At 53.7% G+C, this 16,396-nt stretch carries 16 protein-coding genes; 10 read left to right on the top strand and 6 right to left on the bottom strand.

The genetic code is table 11. The features are described 5' to 3' along the window. The first annotated feature begins 160 nt into the window (after positions 1-160). The 3 genes from ydiJ to PUZ33_RS09775 all read left to right on the top strand — a co-directional run bounded on the left by ydiJ (position 161) and on the right by PUZ33_RS09775 (position 3,904). A complete protein-coding gene (ydiJ, locus tag PUZ33_RS09765) occupies positions 161-3,217 on the top strand; it encodes a D-2-hydroxyglutarate dehydrogenase YdiJ (protein ID WP_020688342.1) in 3,057 nt (1,018 codons plus the stop codon). Further along, complete coding sequence (menI, locus tag PUZ33_RS09770) at positions 3,214-3,624, top strand: 1,4-dihydroxy-2-naphthoyl-CoA hydrolase (RefSeq protein ID WP_023620692.1); 411 nt, start codon at positions 3,214-3,216, stop codon at positions 3,622-3,624. The genes ydiJ and menI overlap by 4 nt, the downstream gene beginning before the upstream one ends. Before the next feature lie 85 nt (positions 3,625-3,709). Then, positions 3,710-3,904, top strand: a complete 195-nt coding sequence (locus PUZ33_RS09775; protein ID WP_013096972.1) for a YdiH family protein — start codon at positions 3,710-3,712, stop codon at positions 3,902-3,904. 44 nt (positions 3,905-3,948) lie between these two features. Here the strand turns inward: PUZ33_RS09775 and PUZ33_RS09780 are convergent, their stop codons facing one another. Both PUZ33_RS09780 and PUZ33_RS09785 read right to left on the bottom strand, forming a co-directional pair. Then, positions 3,949-4,578, bottom strand: coding sequence for a helix-turn-helix domain-containing protein (locus tag PUZ33_RS09780; protein WP_062676629.1), 630 nt, complete (start codon positions 4,576-4,578; stop codon positions 3,949-3,951). A 66-nt stretch (positions 4,579-4,644) separates the two neighbouring features. Beyond that, positions 4,645-5,304 (bottom strand): helix-turn-helix domain-containing protein, encoded by a 660-nt coding sequence (locus tag PUZ33_RS09785; protein WP_013096970.1) that lies wholly within the window; start codon positions 5,302-5,304, stop codon positions 4,645-4,647. A gap of 356 nt (positions 5,305-5,660) precedes the next feature. Between PUZ33_RS09785 and PUZ33_RS09790 the strand changes: the two genes are divergently transcribed. From PUZ33_RS09790 to fliB, 7 genes are all read left to right on the top strand, one after another. After that, a complete protein-coding gene (locus PUZ33_RS09790; protein ID WP_029882031.1) occupies positions 5,661-6,191 on the top strand; it encodes a fimbrial protein in 531 nt (176 codons plus the stop codon). A 57-nt stretch (positions 6,192-6,248) separates the two neighbouring features. Then, complete coding sequence (locus tag PUZ33_RS09795) at positions 6,249-6,926, top strand: fimbrial biogenesis chaperone (RefSeq protein WP_020688337.1); 678 nt, start codon at positions 6,249-6,251, stop codon at positions 6,924-6,926. 44 nt (positions 6,927-6,970) lie between these two features. Continuing rightward, positions 6,971-9,508: a fimbria/pilus outer membrane usher protein gene (locus tag PUZ33_RS09800; RefSeq protein WP_252107661.1), complete on the top strand. Its 2,538-nt coding sequence runs from the start codon at positions 6,971-6,973 to the stop codon at positions 9,506-9,508. Position 9,509: 1 nt separating this feature from the next. Next, positions 9,510-10,457, top strand: coding sequence for a fimbrial protein (locus PUZ33_RS09805; protein ID WP_013096966.1), 948 nt, complete (start codon positions 9,510-9,512; stop codon positions 10,455-10,457). A 35-nt stretch (positions 10,458-10,492) separates the two neighbouring features. Next, positions 10,493-10,981: a fimbrial protein gene (locus PUZ33_RS09810; protein WP_072203700.1), complete on the top strand. Its 489-nt coding sequence runs from the start codon at positions 10,493-10,495 to the stop codon at positions 10,979-10,981. Between the two features lie 51 nt (positions 10,982-11,032). Continuing rightward, on the top strand, positions 11,033-11,677 hold the full coding sequence (locus PUZ33_RS09815) for a helix-turn-helix transcriptional regulator (RefSeq protein ID WP_013096964.1): 645 nt from the start codon (positions 11,033-11,035) through the stop codon (positions 11,675-11,677). Positions 11,678-11,765: 88 nt separating this feature from the next. Beyond that, complete coding sequence (fliB, locus tag PUZ33_RS09820; protein WP_062676714.1) at positions 11,766-12,983, top strand: flagellin lysine-N-methylase; 1,218 nt, start codon at positions 11,766-11,768, stop codon at positions 12,981-12,983. Between the two features lie 47 nt (positions 12,984-13,030). On the opposite strand, the gene fdhF is transcribed toward fliB, so the two are convergent. From fdhF to ycgZ, 4 genes are all read right to left on the bottom strand, one after another. Beyond that, positions 13,031-15,181 carry a formate dehydrogenase subunit alpha gene (gene fdhF / locus PUZ33_RS09825; RefSeq protein ID WP_058681466.1) on the bottom strand — a complete coding sequence of 717 codons (2,151 nt, stop codon included), beginning with the start codon at positions 15,179-15,181 and terminating at the stop codon, positions 13,031-13,033. 175 nt (positions 15,182-15,356) lie between these two features. After that, on the bottom strand, positions 15,357-15,635 hold the full coding sequence (locus PUZ33_RS09830; protein WP_013096961.1) for a biofilm development regulator YmgB/AriR family protein: 279 nt from the start codon (positions 15,633-15,635) through the stop codon (positions 15,357-15,359). A 29-nt stretch (positions 15,636-15,664) separates the two neighbouring features. Next, positions 15,665-15,985 (bottom strand): hypothetical protein, encoded by a 321-nt coding sequence (locus tag PUZ33_RS09835; RefSeq protein WP_047023701.1) that lies wholly within the window; start codon positions 15,983-15,985, stop codon positions 15,665-15,667. Positions 15,986-15,989: 4 nt separating this feature from the next. Then, a complete protein-coding gene (gene ycgZ / locus PUZ33_RS09840) occupies positions 15,990-16,229 on the bottom strand; it encodes a regulatory protein YcgZ (RefSeq protein WP_013096960.1) in 240 nt (79 codons plus the stop codon). Positions 16,230-16,396 lie beyond the last annotated feature (167 nt).

Genomic DNA, 16,396 nt, shown 5'->3' on the forward strand with positions numbered 1-16,396 from the left:
GGAACGGATAACTGCGTCACTCTAATCATTAATGATATCAGCGATTTTTGACAGGCGGATTTTGCCCGTAATTCAGCGAAGCACATAAGAAAAAAATGTGATAAAACTTTCCAGACACAACGCAAACGATTTCACACTACTCTAATTAGGGTCGACAGTCATGATCCCACAGATTTCTCAAGCACCTGGCGTCGTTCAGCTGGTGCTTAATTTTTTGCAGGCACTGGAGCAACAGGGTTTTACAGGTGATACCGCCACGAACTATGCCGACAGGCTGACGATGGCGACCGATAACAGTATTTACCAGCTTCTTCCCGATGCAGTCGTCTTTCCACGTTCAACGGCCGATGTGGCGCTGATTGCCCGGCTGGCGACACAAGAGCGTTTTAGCGCTCTGGTGTTCACCCCGCGCGGCGGCGGCACCGGAACAAATGGCCAGGCCCTGAACCAGGGCATCATCATTGATATGTCGCGCTATATGAACCGCATCATCGAGATCAATCCTGAAGAGGGATGGGTTCGCGTAGAAGCGGGCGTGATTAAGGATCAGCTCAACCAGTATCTGAAGCCCTACGGCTACTTTTTTGCGCCGGAGCTTTCTACCAGCAACCGGGCAACCATCGGCGGGATGATCAACACCGATGCCTCCGGGCAGGGTTCGCTGGTCTACGGAAAAACCTCCGATCATGTTCTGGGCGTACGGGCGGTGCTGCTGGGCGGCGATATCCTGGATACCCAGCCTGTGCCGGTTGAGCTGGCTGAAACGCTGGGTAAAGAGAACACCGCAAGCGGGCGCATCTATCGCACCGTGCTGGAGCGCTGTCGCGATAACCGCCAGTTGATCCTCGACAAATTCCCCAAACTGAACCGTTTCCTGACCGGTTACGACCTGCGTCATGTCTTTAACGACGAACTGACCCAGTTTGATTTGACCCGCGTGCTGACCGGCTCCGAAGGAACGCTGGCGTTTATTACCGAGGCACGGCTGGATATCACCCGGCTGCCCAAAGTGCGCCGCCTGGTGAACGTCAAATATGACTCCTTTGATTCCGCGCTGCGTAATGCCCCGTTTATGGTGGAGGCGCAGGCGCTGTCGGTGGAAACCGTTGACTCGAAGGTGCTTAATCTGGCGCGGGAAGATATCGTCTGGCACTCGGTGCGGGAGCTGATTACCGATGTGCCGGACAAAGAGATGCTTGGGCTTAACATCGTTGAATTTGCCGGAGACGATGCAGAACTTATCGATAGCCAGGTGACCACGCTCTGTCAGCGGCTTGATGAACTGATCGCCCACGGCGAAGGTGGGGTCATTGGCTGGCAGCTCTGTAACGACCTGGCCGGCATTGAGCGTATCTACGCGATGCGTAAAAAAGCGGTGGGGCTGCTCGGCAATGCCAAAGGCGCCGCGAAGCCGATTCCGTTTGCCGAAGATACCTGCGTTCCTCCTGAGCATCTGGCGGATTATATCGTTGAATTCCGTGCGCTGCTGGACAGCCACGGCCTGAGCTATGGCATGTTCGGCCACGTTGATGCCGGGGTGCTGCATGTGCGTCCGGCCCTGGACATGTGCGATCCGCAGCAGGAGATCCTGATGAAACAGATCTCCGATGAGGTGGTGGCCTTAACCGCGAAATATGGCGGCCTGCTGTGGGGGGAACACGGAAAAGGGTTCCGCGCCGAGTACAGCCCGGCGTTCTTCGGTGAACAGCTCTTCGGCGAGCTGCGCAAGGTCAAAGCGGCGTTCGATCCCAATAACCGTCTCAATCCGGGGAAAATTTGTCCGCCGGAGGGGGTGGACGCGCCCATGCTGCAGGTGGATGCCGTCAAGCGCGGCACGTACGACAGACAAATCCCGATTGCCGTGCGCGCGTCCTGGCGCGGAGCGCTGGAGTGTAACGGCAACGGCCTGTGCTTTAACTTCGACGTGAAAAGCCCGATGTGCCCGTCGATGAAAATCACCAGCAACCGCATTCATTCGCCAAAAGGGCGGGCGACGCTGGTACGCGAATGGCTGCGTTTGCTGGCCGATCGCGGTATCGACCCGCTCAAGCTGGAGCAGGAGTTGCCGGAAAAACGGGCCAGCCTGCGTTCCCTGATTGAGCGCACCCGCAACAGCTGGCATGCGAATAAGGGCGAGTATGATTTCTCCCATGAGGTGAAAGAGGCCATGTCCGGCTGCCTGGCCTGTAAAGCCTGTTCGACCCAGTGCCCGATTAAGATCGACGTACCGGAGTTCCGCTCGCGCTTCCTGCAGCTCTACCACACGCGCTATCTGCGCCCGATGCGCGACCATCTGGTGGCAACGGTGGAGAGCTATGCCCCGCTGATGGCCCGGGCGCCAAAGACGTTCAACTTCTTTATCAATCAGCCGCTGGTGCGCAAGCTTTCCGAAAAGCATATCGGGATGGTGGATCTGCCGCTGCTTTCGGTGCCGTCGCTGCAGCGTCAGCTGGTGGGGCACCGCTCGGCAAACATGACCCTGGAGCAGCTTGAGGCGTTAAGCCCTGAGCAAAAAGCGAAGGTGGTGCTGGTGGTGCAGGATCCGTTTACCAGCTATTACGACGCGCAGGTGGTGGCCGATTTTGTCCGTCTGGCGGAAAAACTGGGGTATCAGCCGGTGGTTCTGCCGTTCTCACCTAACGGTAAGGCGCAACACATTAAAGGCTTCCTCAACCGCTTCGCGAAAACGGCGCAAAAAACGTCTGATTTCCTTAACCGGGTCGCCGGGCTGGGCATGCCGATGGTGGGTGTCGATCCGGCGCTGGTGCTCTGCTATCGCGATGAATATAAGCAGACGCTGGGCGATAAACGCGGGGCGTTCCACGTTATGCTGGTGCACGAATGGCTGCCGGCGGCTCTCGAGCAGACCAGCGCCATGGAGGTCAGCGGTGAGCCGTGGTACCTGTTTGGCCACTGTACCGAAGTCACCGCGCTGCCGGGCGCACCTGCGCAATGGGCCTCTATTTTTGCCCGCTTTGGCGCGAAGCTGGAGAGCGTCAGCGTCGGTTGCTGCGGCATGGCAGGCACTTACGGGCATGAAGTGAAGAATCACGCCAACTCGCTCGGTATCTACGAGCTGTCATGGCATCAGGCGATGCAGCGCTTGCCGCGAAACCGCTGCCTGGCAACGGGCTACTCCTGTCGTAGCCAGGTGAAACGTGTTGAAGGTAACGGGGTACGCCATCCGTTACAGGCTTTACTGGAGATTATCGGATGATCTGGAAACGTGCCGTCACGCTACAGGCGTTAAACGCCATGGGCGAGGGGAATATGGTCGGGTTGCTGGATATCCAGTTTATCCGCATTGGCGAAGACGATCTGGAGGCCACCATGCCTGTCGATCATCGTACGCACCAGCCGTTTGGTTTACTGCACGGCGGTGCGTCCGTGGTGCTGGCCGAAACCCTGGGCTCGGTGGCGGGGTATCTCTGCACCGAAGGGGAGCAGAAGGTCGTCGGGCTTGAGGTGAACGCCAACCATATTCGCTCGGTGCGCAGCGGGCGCGTGCGCGGTATTTGCCGCGCGCTGCACGCCGGTAGCCGTCATCAGGTGTGGCAGATTGATATTCTCGATGAGCAGGATCGGCTGTGCTGCTCATCCAGGCTGACGACGGCGGTGGTGTAAATTTCCTGATGTTTTTGCATTTGGTCAAAATCTCGCCAGGGTGTTGTGATATACTGGTCAGGATTTGTACACAAGTGAGGACATCATGGATACTGAAATAACCCCAACGCAACTGGCAATTGAATATTTACGTCGCGATAACAGCAACCTGTCTCCGGCGCAGTACCTGAAAAAGCTGAAACAGCTTGAACTGGAGTTTACAGATTTGCTGGCGCTCTCTTCGAATGAACTGAAAGAAGAGATCTATTTTGCCTGGCGCTTGGGCGTTCACGTCCATTGAGAGAATGAAAAGGCCGCGAGCGCGGCCTTTTTTGTGTCTGCAATTCAGTACCGGGCGGGAAGTTTATTGATTTTAATCAGCCTGCCATCTTCCATTTCAATAAAGCCCCCCGTTTTGAGATCGGCCAGGATACGCATCACGCCGCTACGGGAAAGCTGGGTTTTATCGCGAATGTAGCGTTCTGCGGTTATCTCCCGGCGATAAGATTCATCTTCATTCATTAATAACATCAGCTGCTGGCGGATCATCTCATAGGCCGTCGGAGCACCCTTTGGCATGACGGTGTTATAAAGCCGGTTATACATAAACATCAGGTGGTTTGATATCAGCCCCCACAGCGCCTTCTCCTGAATAATGACGTTGAGCTGCTCTGCGGTCAGCATTCCAATCTTGCAGGGGGTCACCGTTTTCAGGCAGTCGTCAAAAAAGATGTCATTAATATTGGCCACTCCAAATAACGCCGGGCTTTTCGCGGTCGACAGCATCAGATTGTCGCTGCGTCGGTAAATGGCAACGGTCCCTTCCAGAATCAAATAACTCATTCCCCGGCCATTAACCACCAGATCCAGCTGCTCCCCGCGATCGAGATGACGGACAGTAGAGTAAGGTTGTAAGTGCGTAATCAGCGCTTGCGCATAGGGAGAACCACGATGGGGTTTTTCTGTGGAGGACATAACCTGAACCTGAAAGAATCGTCTTTCTGATTATAGCGTTACTCCTTATTACCGACATCACCTGAATCAGTATTTCCGCGGCAGATGGTGGACATCAAGCAGCACGCCGCGCTCCATCGTAATGTACTTCCCGGTGCGCAGTTCGGCCAGGATCCGCATTATCCCGCTACGCGAAAGCCAGGTGCGACTTTGTATATAGGCGGCCGCCGTGGTGTTCAGCCGTATTGCTTCGGGCTCCTGCATCAATTCAACCAGCTGGAAACGGATGATGTCATAGGCCGACATCTGCGAGATCCGCGAGCAGTGCTCATAGACCCGGGAGGCGGTATAGATCAGCAGATGCGAAAACGGCTCCCACAAATTGTGTTGCGCAATCACGCCGTTAAAACGCTCCAGCGAAACCCCGGCGAGTTCGGAGGTCTCCAGCGCCCTGACATACAGGTGCTCTGAGGAGAACTGGCTACTCACGCCAAGAATAAACGGCGCGGATTCAGAATTTAAGACGATGCCATCTCCCCGACGGTGCAACGCCACGCTGCCCTGGAGCAATAAAAAACACTGACGCACGTCGTTTGCATAATAGTGGAGCACTTCCCCCCGGGACAGTATGCGCCTCTCTGCCAACGGAAGAAGATGATCAATTAATTTCTCGATGTGCTTATAGGGTTTAGCCGTAAGCACGGTGGCTTTTTCATTATCGAGACTGGGAGCCATTCGGGTGTTCATCAGATACCTCACTCACGGACGCGATCATTATTTGATCGATATAGAGAATTATCTTAAAAAACAGCGAGTCGTGGAATATTTAAGACGGGTCTAAAAATAGACCACAGTAAATGACGAGCCTAATTATATGAATTCTAAGGACGTAAATTAGGGGTCTAAAAGTAGACTGAAAATAGAAAGGCTTAAGAAATTTCAAAACTGAAATGTATTTATTTTGTTAAAGAGAAGTCTACAGCTAGACCTCAAAATAGATTGTGTGCCGAAAAAGAGTTGTATAAATTTCGGTCATCGGCTGATGAAGCCCGAATTATGTAATCTGGATTTCAGTAATAAATAAAGTGATACAGGATTTGATGATGAAAAATAAAATGATGATAACCCTGCTGGCAGTGGGTTCCGCCCTGACAGCAACCCACGCTTTCGCCGCAGCAGGTACCGTTAATTTTAACGGAAATATTCTGGATTCCGCCTGTGACGTTGATGTGGCTTCGCAGAACCAGGTGGTGGTATTAGGTGATTATTATAAGACCGAGTTTCCAACCACCGGGGCCAGAACCGCAGCCACGCAATTTAATATCGTGTTGAAAAATTGCCCGGTGACGGTGACTAACGCGAAGGTTCGCTTTGATGGTACGCCAGATGCCACCAATTCCAGCCTGCTGGCGATTGATTCGTCCGCGGCGGGAGCGGCGACCGGAGTGGCAATCAACCTGATGAGTGCGGATAAGGCGGATCTGCCGCTTCACGGCAGCAACAGCTATAGCTATGTGCTGAGCAGCACCGCGGATAATACCCTGAGTTTCTACGCTCAGTATATTTCCACCGCAGCGACTGTCACCGCCGGTCCGGCGAATTCTGTCGCTAACTTCTCCGTGGTTTACAACTAATCGTTTGCAGCAATGTGCAGGGGGCCAGCCCGGCCCCTTTGTGGTATGAGGTTTACAATGCGTTTTATCAACACAACCGGACTGGCCGTAGCGCTGTCAGCACTGACGCTGAGCACAGCGCAGGCCGGAGTGATTATTGGCGGCACCCGTATCATTTTCGATGGGACAAAAAAAGAGGCGTCAATAAGCATTAATAATCCTGACGCGACGCCTTATTTAATTCAGTCATGGATAGATGTGCCGGAAGGTAATTCAGGTAAAGCGCCTTTTATTATTACCCCACCGTTATACCGACTGGATGGCGGGCAAAAAAACGTCGAGCGAATTGTGATGGCGGGGGCACTGCCTCAGCAGCAGGAAAGTTTATTTTGGCTGAATATTAAAGCGATCCCTTCGGCATCAAAACAGACGAACGCCCTGCAAATAGCAGTGAAAACGCGCATCAAACTGATCTACCGGCCAGAAAGTTTGCGGGCGTCTACGCCAGAAGAACAGGCTAATAAATTAACCTGGCAACGAGCCGGGAATGAAATTCAGGTCAACAACCCCACGCAATATGTCGTCAATTTTAATGAAATTACGCTGGGGGGGAAAAAGCTGGACGATGTGACCTACGTGTTACCCGGCGCCTCAGCCCGGTTTGTATTACCCAATGAGGCAAGGGGAAATTCACTCACGTTTAAAATTATTAACGACTATGGCAGTCCCGGCGTATTACATAAAGCCAGTTTGTGATCCTTTCACAAACGGCAACGCCTGCATTAACCCGGTAATTCGCAATGACGGTAAATAACACGATGAAACCCGCACGCCTGGCGATGTTTATCGCCTTAGCGTTTGGCGGATCCTCAACCTCGCTCTACGCCAGTGTTGCCTTTAACACCGAATTAATTGAGCTGGATAATCCAGGCATGGATAAAGCCGATTTGTCGGCCTTTGAATCAGGCTCGCAGGCACCGGGGATCTACCATGTCGATATTATTGTCGACGACGCGTTTCTGGAGACGGGGGATATTCAGTTTACCGCGAGCAAAGCCGACAACGGCGATGCGTCATTGCAGCCTTGTCTGAGTCTTGCACAATTAAAACGCTGGGGGGTGAAAACGGCATTATTTCCTGCGCTCAGTGCAGGACACGGTGAATGCGTCAATCTTCAGGCGATTCACCAGGCCAGTGCCGATTTCCAGTTTGGTGCCCAGCGTCTGGTGTTGAGTATTCCGCAGGCCGCAATCGATCTGCCGGCAAGAGGCTATGTGCCGCCGGAGATGTGGGATGAGGGGATAACGGCAGCCATGCTCAATTACAGCCTCAGCGGCGCGAACAGCCGGGCGAAAGCGGGTGAGGGGGCCAGCAGCAACAGCCAGTATGCGAACCTGCGTCCGGGGATAAATATTGGCCCGTGGCGTCTACGCAACTACACCACCTGGTCACGGGATGGCGCGGGGAAAGATCGATGGGACACGGTCTACAGCTATCTGCAACGTGCCGTTATTCCCCTGAAAGCGCAGCTTACCCTTGGGGACAGTTCCGCCCCGGCGGATGTCTTTGACAGCGTGCCTTTTCGCGGGGTTCAGCTGGCCTCGGATGATGACATGTTACCGGACTCCCTGAAAGGCTATGCCCCAGTGGTCCGCGGGATCGCGCGCACCAATGCTCAGGTGGTGATTCGCCAGAATGGCTATCAGATCTACCAAAGCTACGTGGCGCCGGGCGCGTTTGAAATTACCGATATGTATCCCACCGGCGGCGCGGGCGATTTAGACGTGACCATCAAAGAGGCCGATGGCAGCGAGCAGCATTTCACGCTGCCGTATGCCTCGGTACCGGTATTGCAGCGCGAAGGGCGACTGAAATATGCCCTCACCGGTGGACAGTATCGCGCCTACAACAGCAGCGTGGAGAAAACCCCGTTCGGGCAGATCGCCGCGATTTATGGGCTTCAGAAGGGCATCACGATCTATGGCGGAGTGCAGGGTGCCAGCAAATACCAGTCATTTGCGGTCGGCGCCGGTAAAAACATGGGGGACTTTGGCGCGCTTTCCGTCGATGTCACCCAGGCATGGTCAACGCCGGCCAATACTGCAAAAACGCAGGGGCAGTCCTGGCGAGCGCGTTACAGCAAGAACGTCATTAATACCGGCACCAACTTTTCGATTGCGGGGTACCGTTATTCAACGCGCGGCTATTACGGACTCCAGGACGTGCTGGACTCCTGGGGGAACAGCGGCGCACTTCAGGACAGACGGCGTAACCGCCTGGAGCTCACCATGAGCCAGACGCTGGGCGGTGACCGGGGGGCGCTGACGCTCAGCACCGCGCGGGAAGATTACTGGAACGCTGACAGACCCATGGCGTCGTGGAGTGTCGGCTACAACAATGACTGGCACAACATCAGCTATGGCGTGAGCTGGACATACAGCAAAAATGGCAGCCCGTCGTCTGGCAGTGGAAGTACAAAGACCTACGCTAACGACCAGCTTCTGGCGCTGACCGTTAGCGTACCGCTGGATAAATTTCTGCCGCAGACGTGGGCTAACTATGGCCTGAACGCCAGCAAGAACAGTGGCACGACGCACAGTATCGGCATGAACGGGGTGGCCCTCGACAATAGCGCCCTGAGCTGGAATATCCAGCAGGGTTACGGTACTGACGGCGTGGGCTATACCGGTACGCTCAACGGTGACTATAAAGGCACGTACGGGGAAGTTACGGCGGGTTATGGGTACGACAAACATAGCGAGCGCCTTAGCTATGGTTTGCAGGGAGGGATCCTCGCGCATGCTGATGGCGTGACGCTGTCTCAGCCGCTGGGGGAAACCAACGCGTTAATCAAAGCCCCGGGCGCGCACGGCGTGAATATTCGCAATCAGTCAGGCGTGCGAACGGATTTCCGGGGCTATACGGTGGTGAATAACCTCTCCGTATACCGCAAAAACGATCTCACTCTCGATCCGGAAAATATGCCTGACGATGTGGAGCTGGAGATCAACACCCGCACGGTCACGCCTACGCGCGGCGCGGTGGTAAAAGCCGATTATTTGTCCAAAGTCGGACGTCGGGTGCTGATGACGTTGACGACGCCTGATCAATACGTGCCGTTTGGCGCGGTTGTTACCCTGGCGGATGATGACAAGAGCAGCTTTATCGTGGGCGATCGCGGCCAGTTCTATTTAACCGGCCTGCGCGACCAGGGCACGGTCCTGGCAACATGGGGACATCAACCTCACCAGCAGTGTCGGGCAGATTTTAGCTTGCCGAATGGAGCGCAATACGGCGGCATCACGGACATCAGCGTCTCGTGTCGCCGGGAGCATTAAGATGAAACGGATCAACATGTTATTACTGCTGTGCTGTCTTTGCGCATGGCATATCGCCCGGGCAGGGACCTGCACCACCATTACGCCTCAGCTCTCTACGCTGTCGGTGGGCACAATCAATGTTCAGCGCGATGCGCCTGTCGGCACGGTGATTTTTTCCGGCGCGGCGAGCAATACCGGCACCTACCTTAGCGGGTGTACCAATCCGCTTATGCTGGGTTTTAGCATGCGATACAACAATGCCGCGCTGAGCAGCTACGGCAATCATGTGTACAACACCAACGTTAGCGGGATTGGCATTCGGCTTTCATCAAATGCCTATTTTGAGAACCCGAGCAATACGTTCTCGTATAGTGCGCAGACCTCGTATGTGGTCTGGTACGGGGGCTGGGTCGAGCTGGTGGTGACCGGCCCGGTATCGTCCGGCGCCTTAACGCCTGGCCCCATAGGGGCGGTGACGCTGCAGGGCAGCGACGGTATCTACCGCGACGGGTTAACCGTGCAGCTGACCGGCGGCACAATCAACGCGCTGGCCTGCACCATCACCACGCCGCAGCTGACGTTCCCGATTGGTGATATTTCAGCCGCAGCATTTGGCTCAGTGGTGGGGACCACGCCTGCGGTTGCGCAGAATACGCAAAACCTCGGGTTGAACTGCAGCGCCGGCACCAATATTTCGGTTTCCCTGAGCGGAATACAGAACCCGGACAGTGCGAATACCAGCGTAATGGCATTAACAGGGCAGGGAAACAGCGGCACCGCAAAAGGCGTTGGCGTGCAGCTTCTCTATAACGGCTCTCCGCTGACGTTAAACAGCCGTCTTTTATTAAAACAGTCTGCAGGCGGGCAGGAGACGCTCCCGTTAACGGCACGCTATTTCCAGACATTAACATCCGTTGAGTCCGGCTCGGCAAATGCCTCCGCCACCCTTAATTTGACCTACCAGTAACAGGTAAAATGATGAAATTACCCTTCAGGAGAGGGATGCTCCTCCTTGCATTCAGCTGGAACGTCATTGCAGCTGATAGCGTTAATCTGGGCGTGACGGGAAATATCATCGCCTCGCCCTGCGTATTTAATGGCGGGAGCGCAAACCTGGATATTAATCTTGGAAATATACAGGCGACTAATATGGCGACGCCGGGATCGACATCCGATCCGGTGCCGTTTAATTTGCAATTTACCCAGTGCCCGGCGGGGACCCGAAGCGTCACGGTCTCGTTCACCGGCACCCCCGATCCGGCGGCCGGTACGGACTACTACATGAACAGCGGCTCGGCGACAAACGTGGCGATAGCCATGCGTGAGGCCGCAACGGGTACGCTGAAGGGGACCGGGTCCAGCATAACGCAAAATATTGCGCCGGACAGAACGGCGACCATGGCCATGCAGGCTTCGGTAAAATCTGTAACCGGTGGCGCGACGCCGGGCAGTGTCAGCGCAGTTGTTGTGATGACCATGCAATACAATTAACAATCCCGCGCGTTAATAACGCTTATTGACTGACCCACATCGGTATTTGCTATGTTGAATATTCTGATTCAAGAGACAGACCAATTTTTTCACCATGGGCTGCAGTGTTTCTTTGTGGAATTCTTTTTGCGTAATTTTAAGCAGCAGATTCATTTCGAGGCGGAGCTTAGCCGTGATAACGTCAGTGCCGCCGATATTATCGTTCTCTCATTTTGTATGGGGGAGGCGCTGGTCTGTTTTCCCGAATTACAGGCGCGCCAGAAAGGGATTGTGATCGGATTGGTAGAAGATGAATATCATTTTTCTGCCTTACCCTCCTGCTTTAACGATATTATTTTTATTTCGCGTCGTGCTTCGCTTGATCGGATAAGCCAGGTGCTGTTCATTGCCTGGTACCGCGCAGAGTTGGCGGGGAACAGCTGGAAGCAAAAAAGCTGCGCAGAGTGTCAGCATAAAATATTATCACCCCAGCAAAAACGCATTATGGCCAATTTTTACCGGGGATTATCGGTAGTGCAGATCGCGCATGCGCTGAAGATCAGCGATAAAACCGTTTTCACGCAAAAGTATGTAATGATGCAAAAGTTTAATCTGCGAACCGATTTTGAACTGATTGCCCTTATTCGCCGAATGGTGCAGAGGAACAGTTATCCTAACCGGCTCGGTGACTATCTCGCATTCTCTTTGATACTGTAAATTACCTGAATTTGTGCGCCGTTATGCGCCTTTAGCATAGCGCGCGCGTCATGGTACTTTTTATGCTTTATATAATGACGCCTTCGCTATGCAAATTCATAAAACCATCAAGCCGATTTTTGTCTGTAAATTTAAGTGTGTTGGGCCAGAATGCTTAATGTCATGTTGTCGTGGCTGGGCAATCGCTATCGACAAGAAAACTCATCAGAAATACGTTCTCTCCTCGCACACAGAGATTGCCGCCATTGCCAAAAAGAACCTTATCCTTCAGAGAAAGGGTAAGAACAGCTACTCCAGAGTGAAGTTAAACGAAAAAGGGGACTGTCCTTTTATCGATGAAAACAAGCTCTGTATGGTTCATCGCGATCTGGGGGAAGAGGCGCTTTCGCATACCTGCAGCACTTACCCCCGGAGTTCAACTCGCTACCAGGATGAGACACGGCACACGATGACGCTTTCCTGCCCGGAAGTGGTGCGGCGGGTGCTGTTTGACCCGGATGCGATGCTGCTTCAGGAGCAGGATGAGCTGGTGGCGGGCTATAAAACCAATTTGATTGGGCAGCGCCAGTCTGTCTCGCAGACTCAACAGGTGATCCATCTTTTCGCCTGGAATTTAATCCAGTCGCCATCCCGTAATATAGAAGAAAATTTGATGGCGCTGGCGCAGTTTATTCTTTGTCTCCAGCACGTTAACGTCGATCTACATAATAAATTTGCTGAAGTGGAAAATTTCTACGAAGCGCTTCTCAATGAGTTGCAAAGCGGAAAATCGCTGATGGATTCCGGTCATCTGGCGAAGTCAAACGCAATGAAATATCTGGCGTTGTCCGTCATGGGAACGCATGTTGCAAAAGATTCAGCCCGGGATGGTTTTATTCTTGAAGGGCATCAGCAAATTGCCGCATACCTGGATGTTGCCGGTATTAGCGACGCGGCGGAACTGGAGACGAAATTCGACGCGATTAATCAGCAGTGGCACAAATTATGTGAGGATTCCTGTTTGTCAGAACATTACGTGTTACGCAATTATCTGCTGTACAAACTCTACAGCAGCTATTTCCCCGGCAAAAACATGGCGACGATGATGCGTCAGTTTTATCGTATCGTGCTGGACTTTTTCTATATCAAATTCATCCTCAGCGTGGGATCGATGCAGGGCGAACTCGACCAACAGGTGGTAATGAAAACCATCGCCAGCCTCTCCGAAAAGACCATGCACAATACCACCATTGATGCCCGCATGGACGCTGCGATTGATAAAATCAATGGCGGCGATGATTTATCCTGCCTGCTGTTGATTGGATAAACGCCCGTGACGTAGGCCGGGTAAGCGCAGCGCCACCCGGCATTTTCTCAGACATTCACCGCACTGATCAGCCGAGACTTCATGGACTGGTACGCCGATGCCGCAAAGTCCTCAGCCCAGCGTTGATCCTCAATGGCGTCCAGCTCAACCGCACAATACTTCGTTTCCGGCGTTTTGGAGATGGGATCGAGGTTATCCTGCGTCAGTTCGTTGCAGGCACCAATCCACCACTGATAGGTCATATATACAGCCCCGGGGTTGATGCGTTCGCTGAGGCTGGCGCGGGTAATCACTTTACCGCGGCGCGAACGCACCCAGACCAGTTGCCCGTCAGTAATACCGCGTTTTTCCGCATCCGCCGGGTTCAGTTGTACCCGACCCGGTTCGTCGGCCAGGCTTTGCAGCGCAGCGCAGTTTCCGGTCATGGAACGACAGGAGTAATGTCCCACTTCGCGCACCGTGCAGAGCACCAGAGGATAGTCTTCGTCAGGTGTTTCAGCGGGCGCTCGCCAGGGCGCGGCAAACAGTTGCCCTTTGCCGGTTGGCGTGTCGAAGTGATTATCTTTGTACAGGTACGGTGTGCCGGGGTGATCGAGCGTTGGGCATGGCCACTGGACATGGCCCATTTCGCCCATTTTTTCGTATGTTACGCCGTAGAACAGCGGACACAGCGCGCGCATCTCATCCCAGATCTGCTGGTTTGAGGTGTAGTGCATCGGATAGCCCATTTCTGTCGCCAGCAGGCTGATGATCTCCCAGTCGCGTTTTACGTTGCCGCTGGCCTCAATGGCCTTGCCGAAACGCTGGAAGCCACGATCGGCACAGGTAAAGACGCCCCCGTGTTCGCCCCAGGAGGTAGCGGGTAACAGAACATCCGCCACTTCCGCCGTTTTGGTCATGAAGATGTCCTGAACCACCACAAAGTCGAGCGCCTCAAAGCCGCTGCGTACCAGGCCCAGGTCGGCCTCGGTCTGCAGCGGGTCTTCCCCCATGATGTAATAGGCTTTGACTTTACCTTCCAGGGCGAGATGCGGCACCTCGGTAATACGCGTGCCGACGCGATCGTCCATTACCGTAACGTCAATTCCCCAGGCATCGGCGAACTTCTGCCTGACAGCCGGGTCCGTCACGTCCTGATAGCCGGGGAACATATTGGGCAAAACGCCCATGTCACAGGCTCCCTGCACGTTATTTTGTCCGCGAACGGGACCGACGCCGACGGCAGGGCGACCAAGGTTACCGGTTAACAGCGCCAGACTCGAAAGGCCTTTTACCACATCGACGGCCTGACCAAACTGTGTGACGCCCATTCCCCACATCACGGTCGCTGAAGGGGCCGCTGCGAAAGTGCGCATCGCCTGGCGGACATCGTGGGCGGGTATGCCGGTCAGATGTTCGACCTTCTCTGGCGCGTACTCTTTCACCGTCTGCCGGTAGGCCTCAAGCCCCTCCGTGAAGCGTGCGACGTAGTTTTTGTCGTACAACTCCTCTTCCAGCAGCACATAGCCAAAGGCGTTAACCAGTGCCATATTGCTGCCGTTTTGCAGTTGCAGATGTTGGTCGGCAATGCGGGCTGTTTCAATCCGACGCGGATCGCAGACGATAATTTTCGCACCGTTCTCACGGGCTTTCAGCACGCGGCGGGCGACAATTGGATGGGAATCGGCGCAGTTGTATCCGAAAACCAGCAGGCATTTTGAGTGTTCAATGTCGTTAATGGAATTACTCATCGCGCCGTTGCCCAGCGTTTCCTGCAAACCCGCCACGGAAGGCCCGTGGCAGACGCGTGCGCAGCAGTCCACGTTGTTGGTATGGAGTACCGCACGGGCGAATTTCTGCATCACATAGTTGGTTTCATTACCCGTCCCCCGGGAAGAGCCGGTGGTCATGATGGACCGCGGCCCGAACTGTGCTTTAATGTTTTTAAGCTTGTTGGCGGTATAACGAATGGCCTCGTCCCAGGTGACCGGGGTAAAGGGTTCGCCTTTGTGGTAGCGGATCATCGGTTGCGTCAGGCGAGGGGTGAGCAAGCGGGTATCGTTAAGGAAGTCCCAGCCGTAAAAGCCTTTCAGGCACAAGGTGCCCTGATTGGTTACGCCGTCTGCGGCTTCGGCACGGATAATACGATTATTTTCAACAACGAGGTTTAATTTACAGCCTGCACCACAGTAAGGGCAGACGCTGGCGATTTTTTTCATCAATAACAGACCTGTTAAGAAATGAAGCAAGATGACCGGAGAGCCCGATCCCGTAAAGAGGATTAAGCAGGAAGTGTGCCATCTTTACGATACGTGTTTCACAGGGTGTTATGAGGGGGGAGGGGTGTCATCGTCAGGCTGGTCGACAGTTATGACGATGACACGTTAGCTGATTTTAAAGGTCGTCCATTGTGTAACCCACAACAATTTCCAGCGTTTTACGAATGACGTCGGCCTGAACCACGTCATCCGTCGCTTCCAGCGTCTGGATCAGCCAGAGAATGATCGCTTTGTTGGTAAGGTGACCTTCCGTGGCCAGGACACAACGTACTGCAGTAGAAAAAATCGCGGATTCTTCAGCAAAACGATCGCCAGCGTGGCGGAAATATTCCGACAAAGCGCTGTCCAGAAAAGCCGAATGGTATTCGGGTTGTGGCTGAATATTCTGTCTCATTTGTTCTCACCGTAGCTGTTAAATTGCAGTCAATGTATTTTCCTGGGATTGGACGGTTTTCCATCACCAAATAACGGCACTACATTGTCTCTGTTATCCTTGAGAGATCCCTCTCTGCCTGGTCGTCCTTGCGCGGTTCTGCGACGTATAAAGGCGCTGTTTTTTGAGCCGATGTCGGCTATCACCCTCGCCAGTGTCTCCCGCCGCCGGGGATCCTTTTCATGTATTTGCATTTTACGCAGACGCTGTACCAGAGAATCGGTCGTCAGTGGCCCCCGTTCTTTCAGGAGGGAAAGCACGGCTTCACCGATAAGCTGGTCTGTGAGTCTTTCAGCGTCACTGCGATTCATAACGTTACCGTTCGAAGAGCAAACCAAGCAGCATGTGGTAATGCTGTTCCTCTTCCGGCCCTTCGGCCTTTTCGAGGCGACTTAAGAGTTTGGTGCAGAGCGACTTGCGGTTGAGGTTTCGCCCGTCGCTAAGAATTTCAACCACGACTTCACCCAGCGTTTCCTGTTGCGTTGGAAGCGCGGCTTTTTCGAAGTACTGCGCAATAGCGGCGGCAGAATCTGCGACGTAACCGTTCTGTTGCATGTTTCGCTCCTGTAAAATTTAGTAATCACTAACGTTACATTTAAGGTATACACAAATCCCAAATCTGTACATTAAAAATGTACAGGTTTTTAAATATTTTATGATATATTTTATAAACTTTTTACATTTCAGGGGGTTATTGATAGGGTTTGTAACGGTATCGTAAC

The organism is Enterobacter cloacae complex sp. 2022EL-00981 (assembly GCF_028737495.1).
Taxonomy (GTDB): domain Bacteria; phylum Pseudomonadota; class Gammaproteobacteria; order Enterobacterales; family Enterobacteriaceae; genus Enterobacter; species Enterobacter cloacae.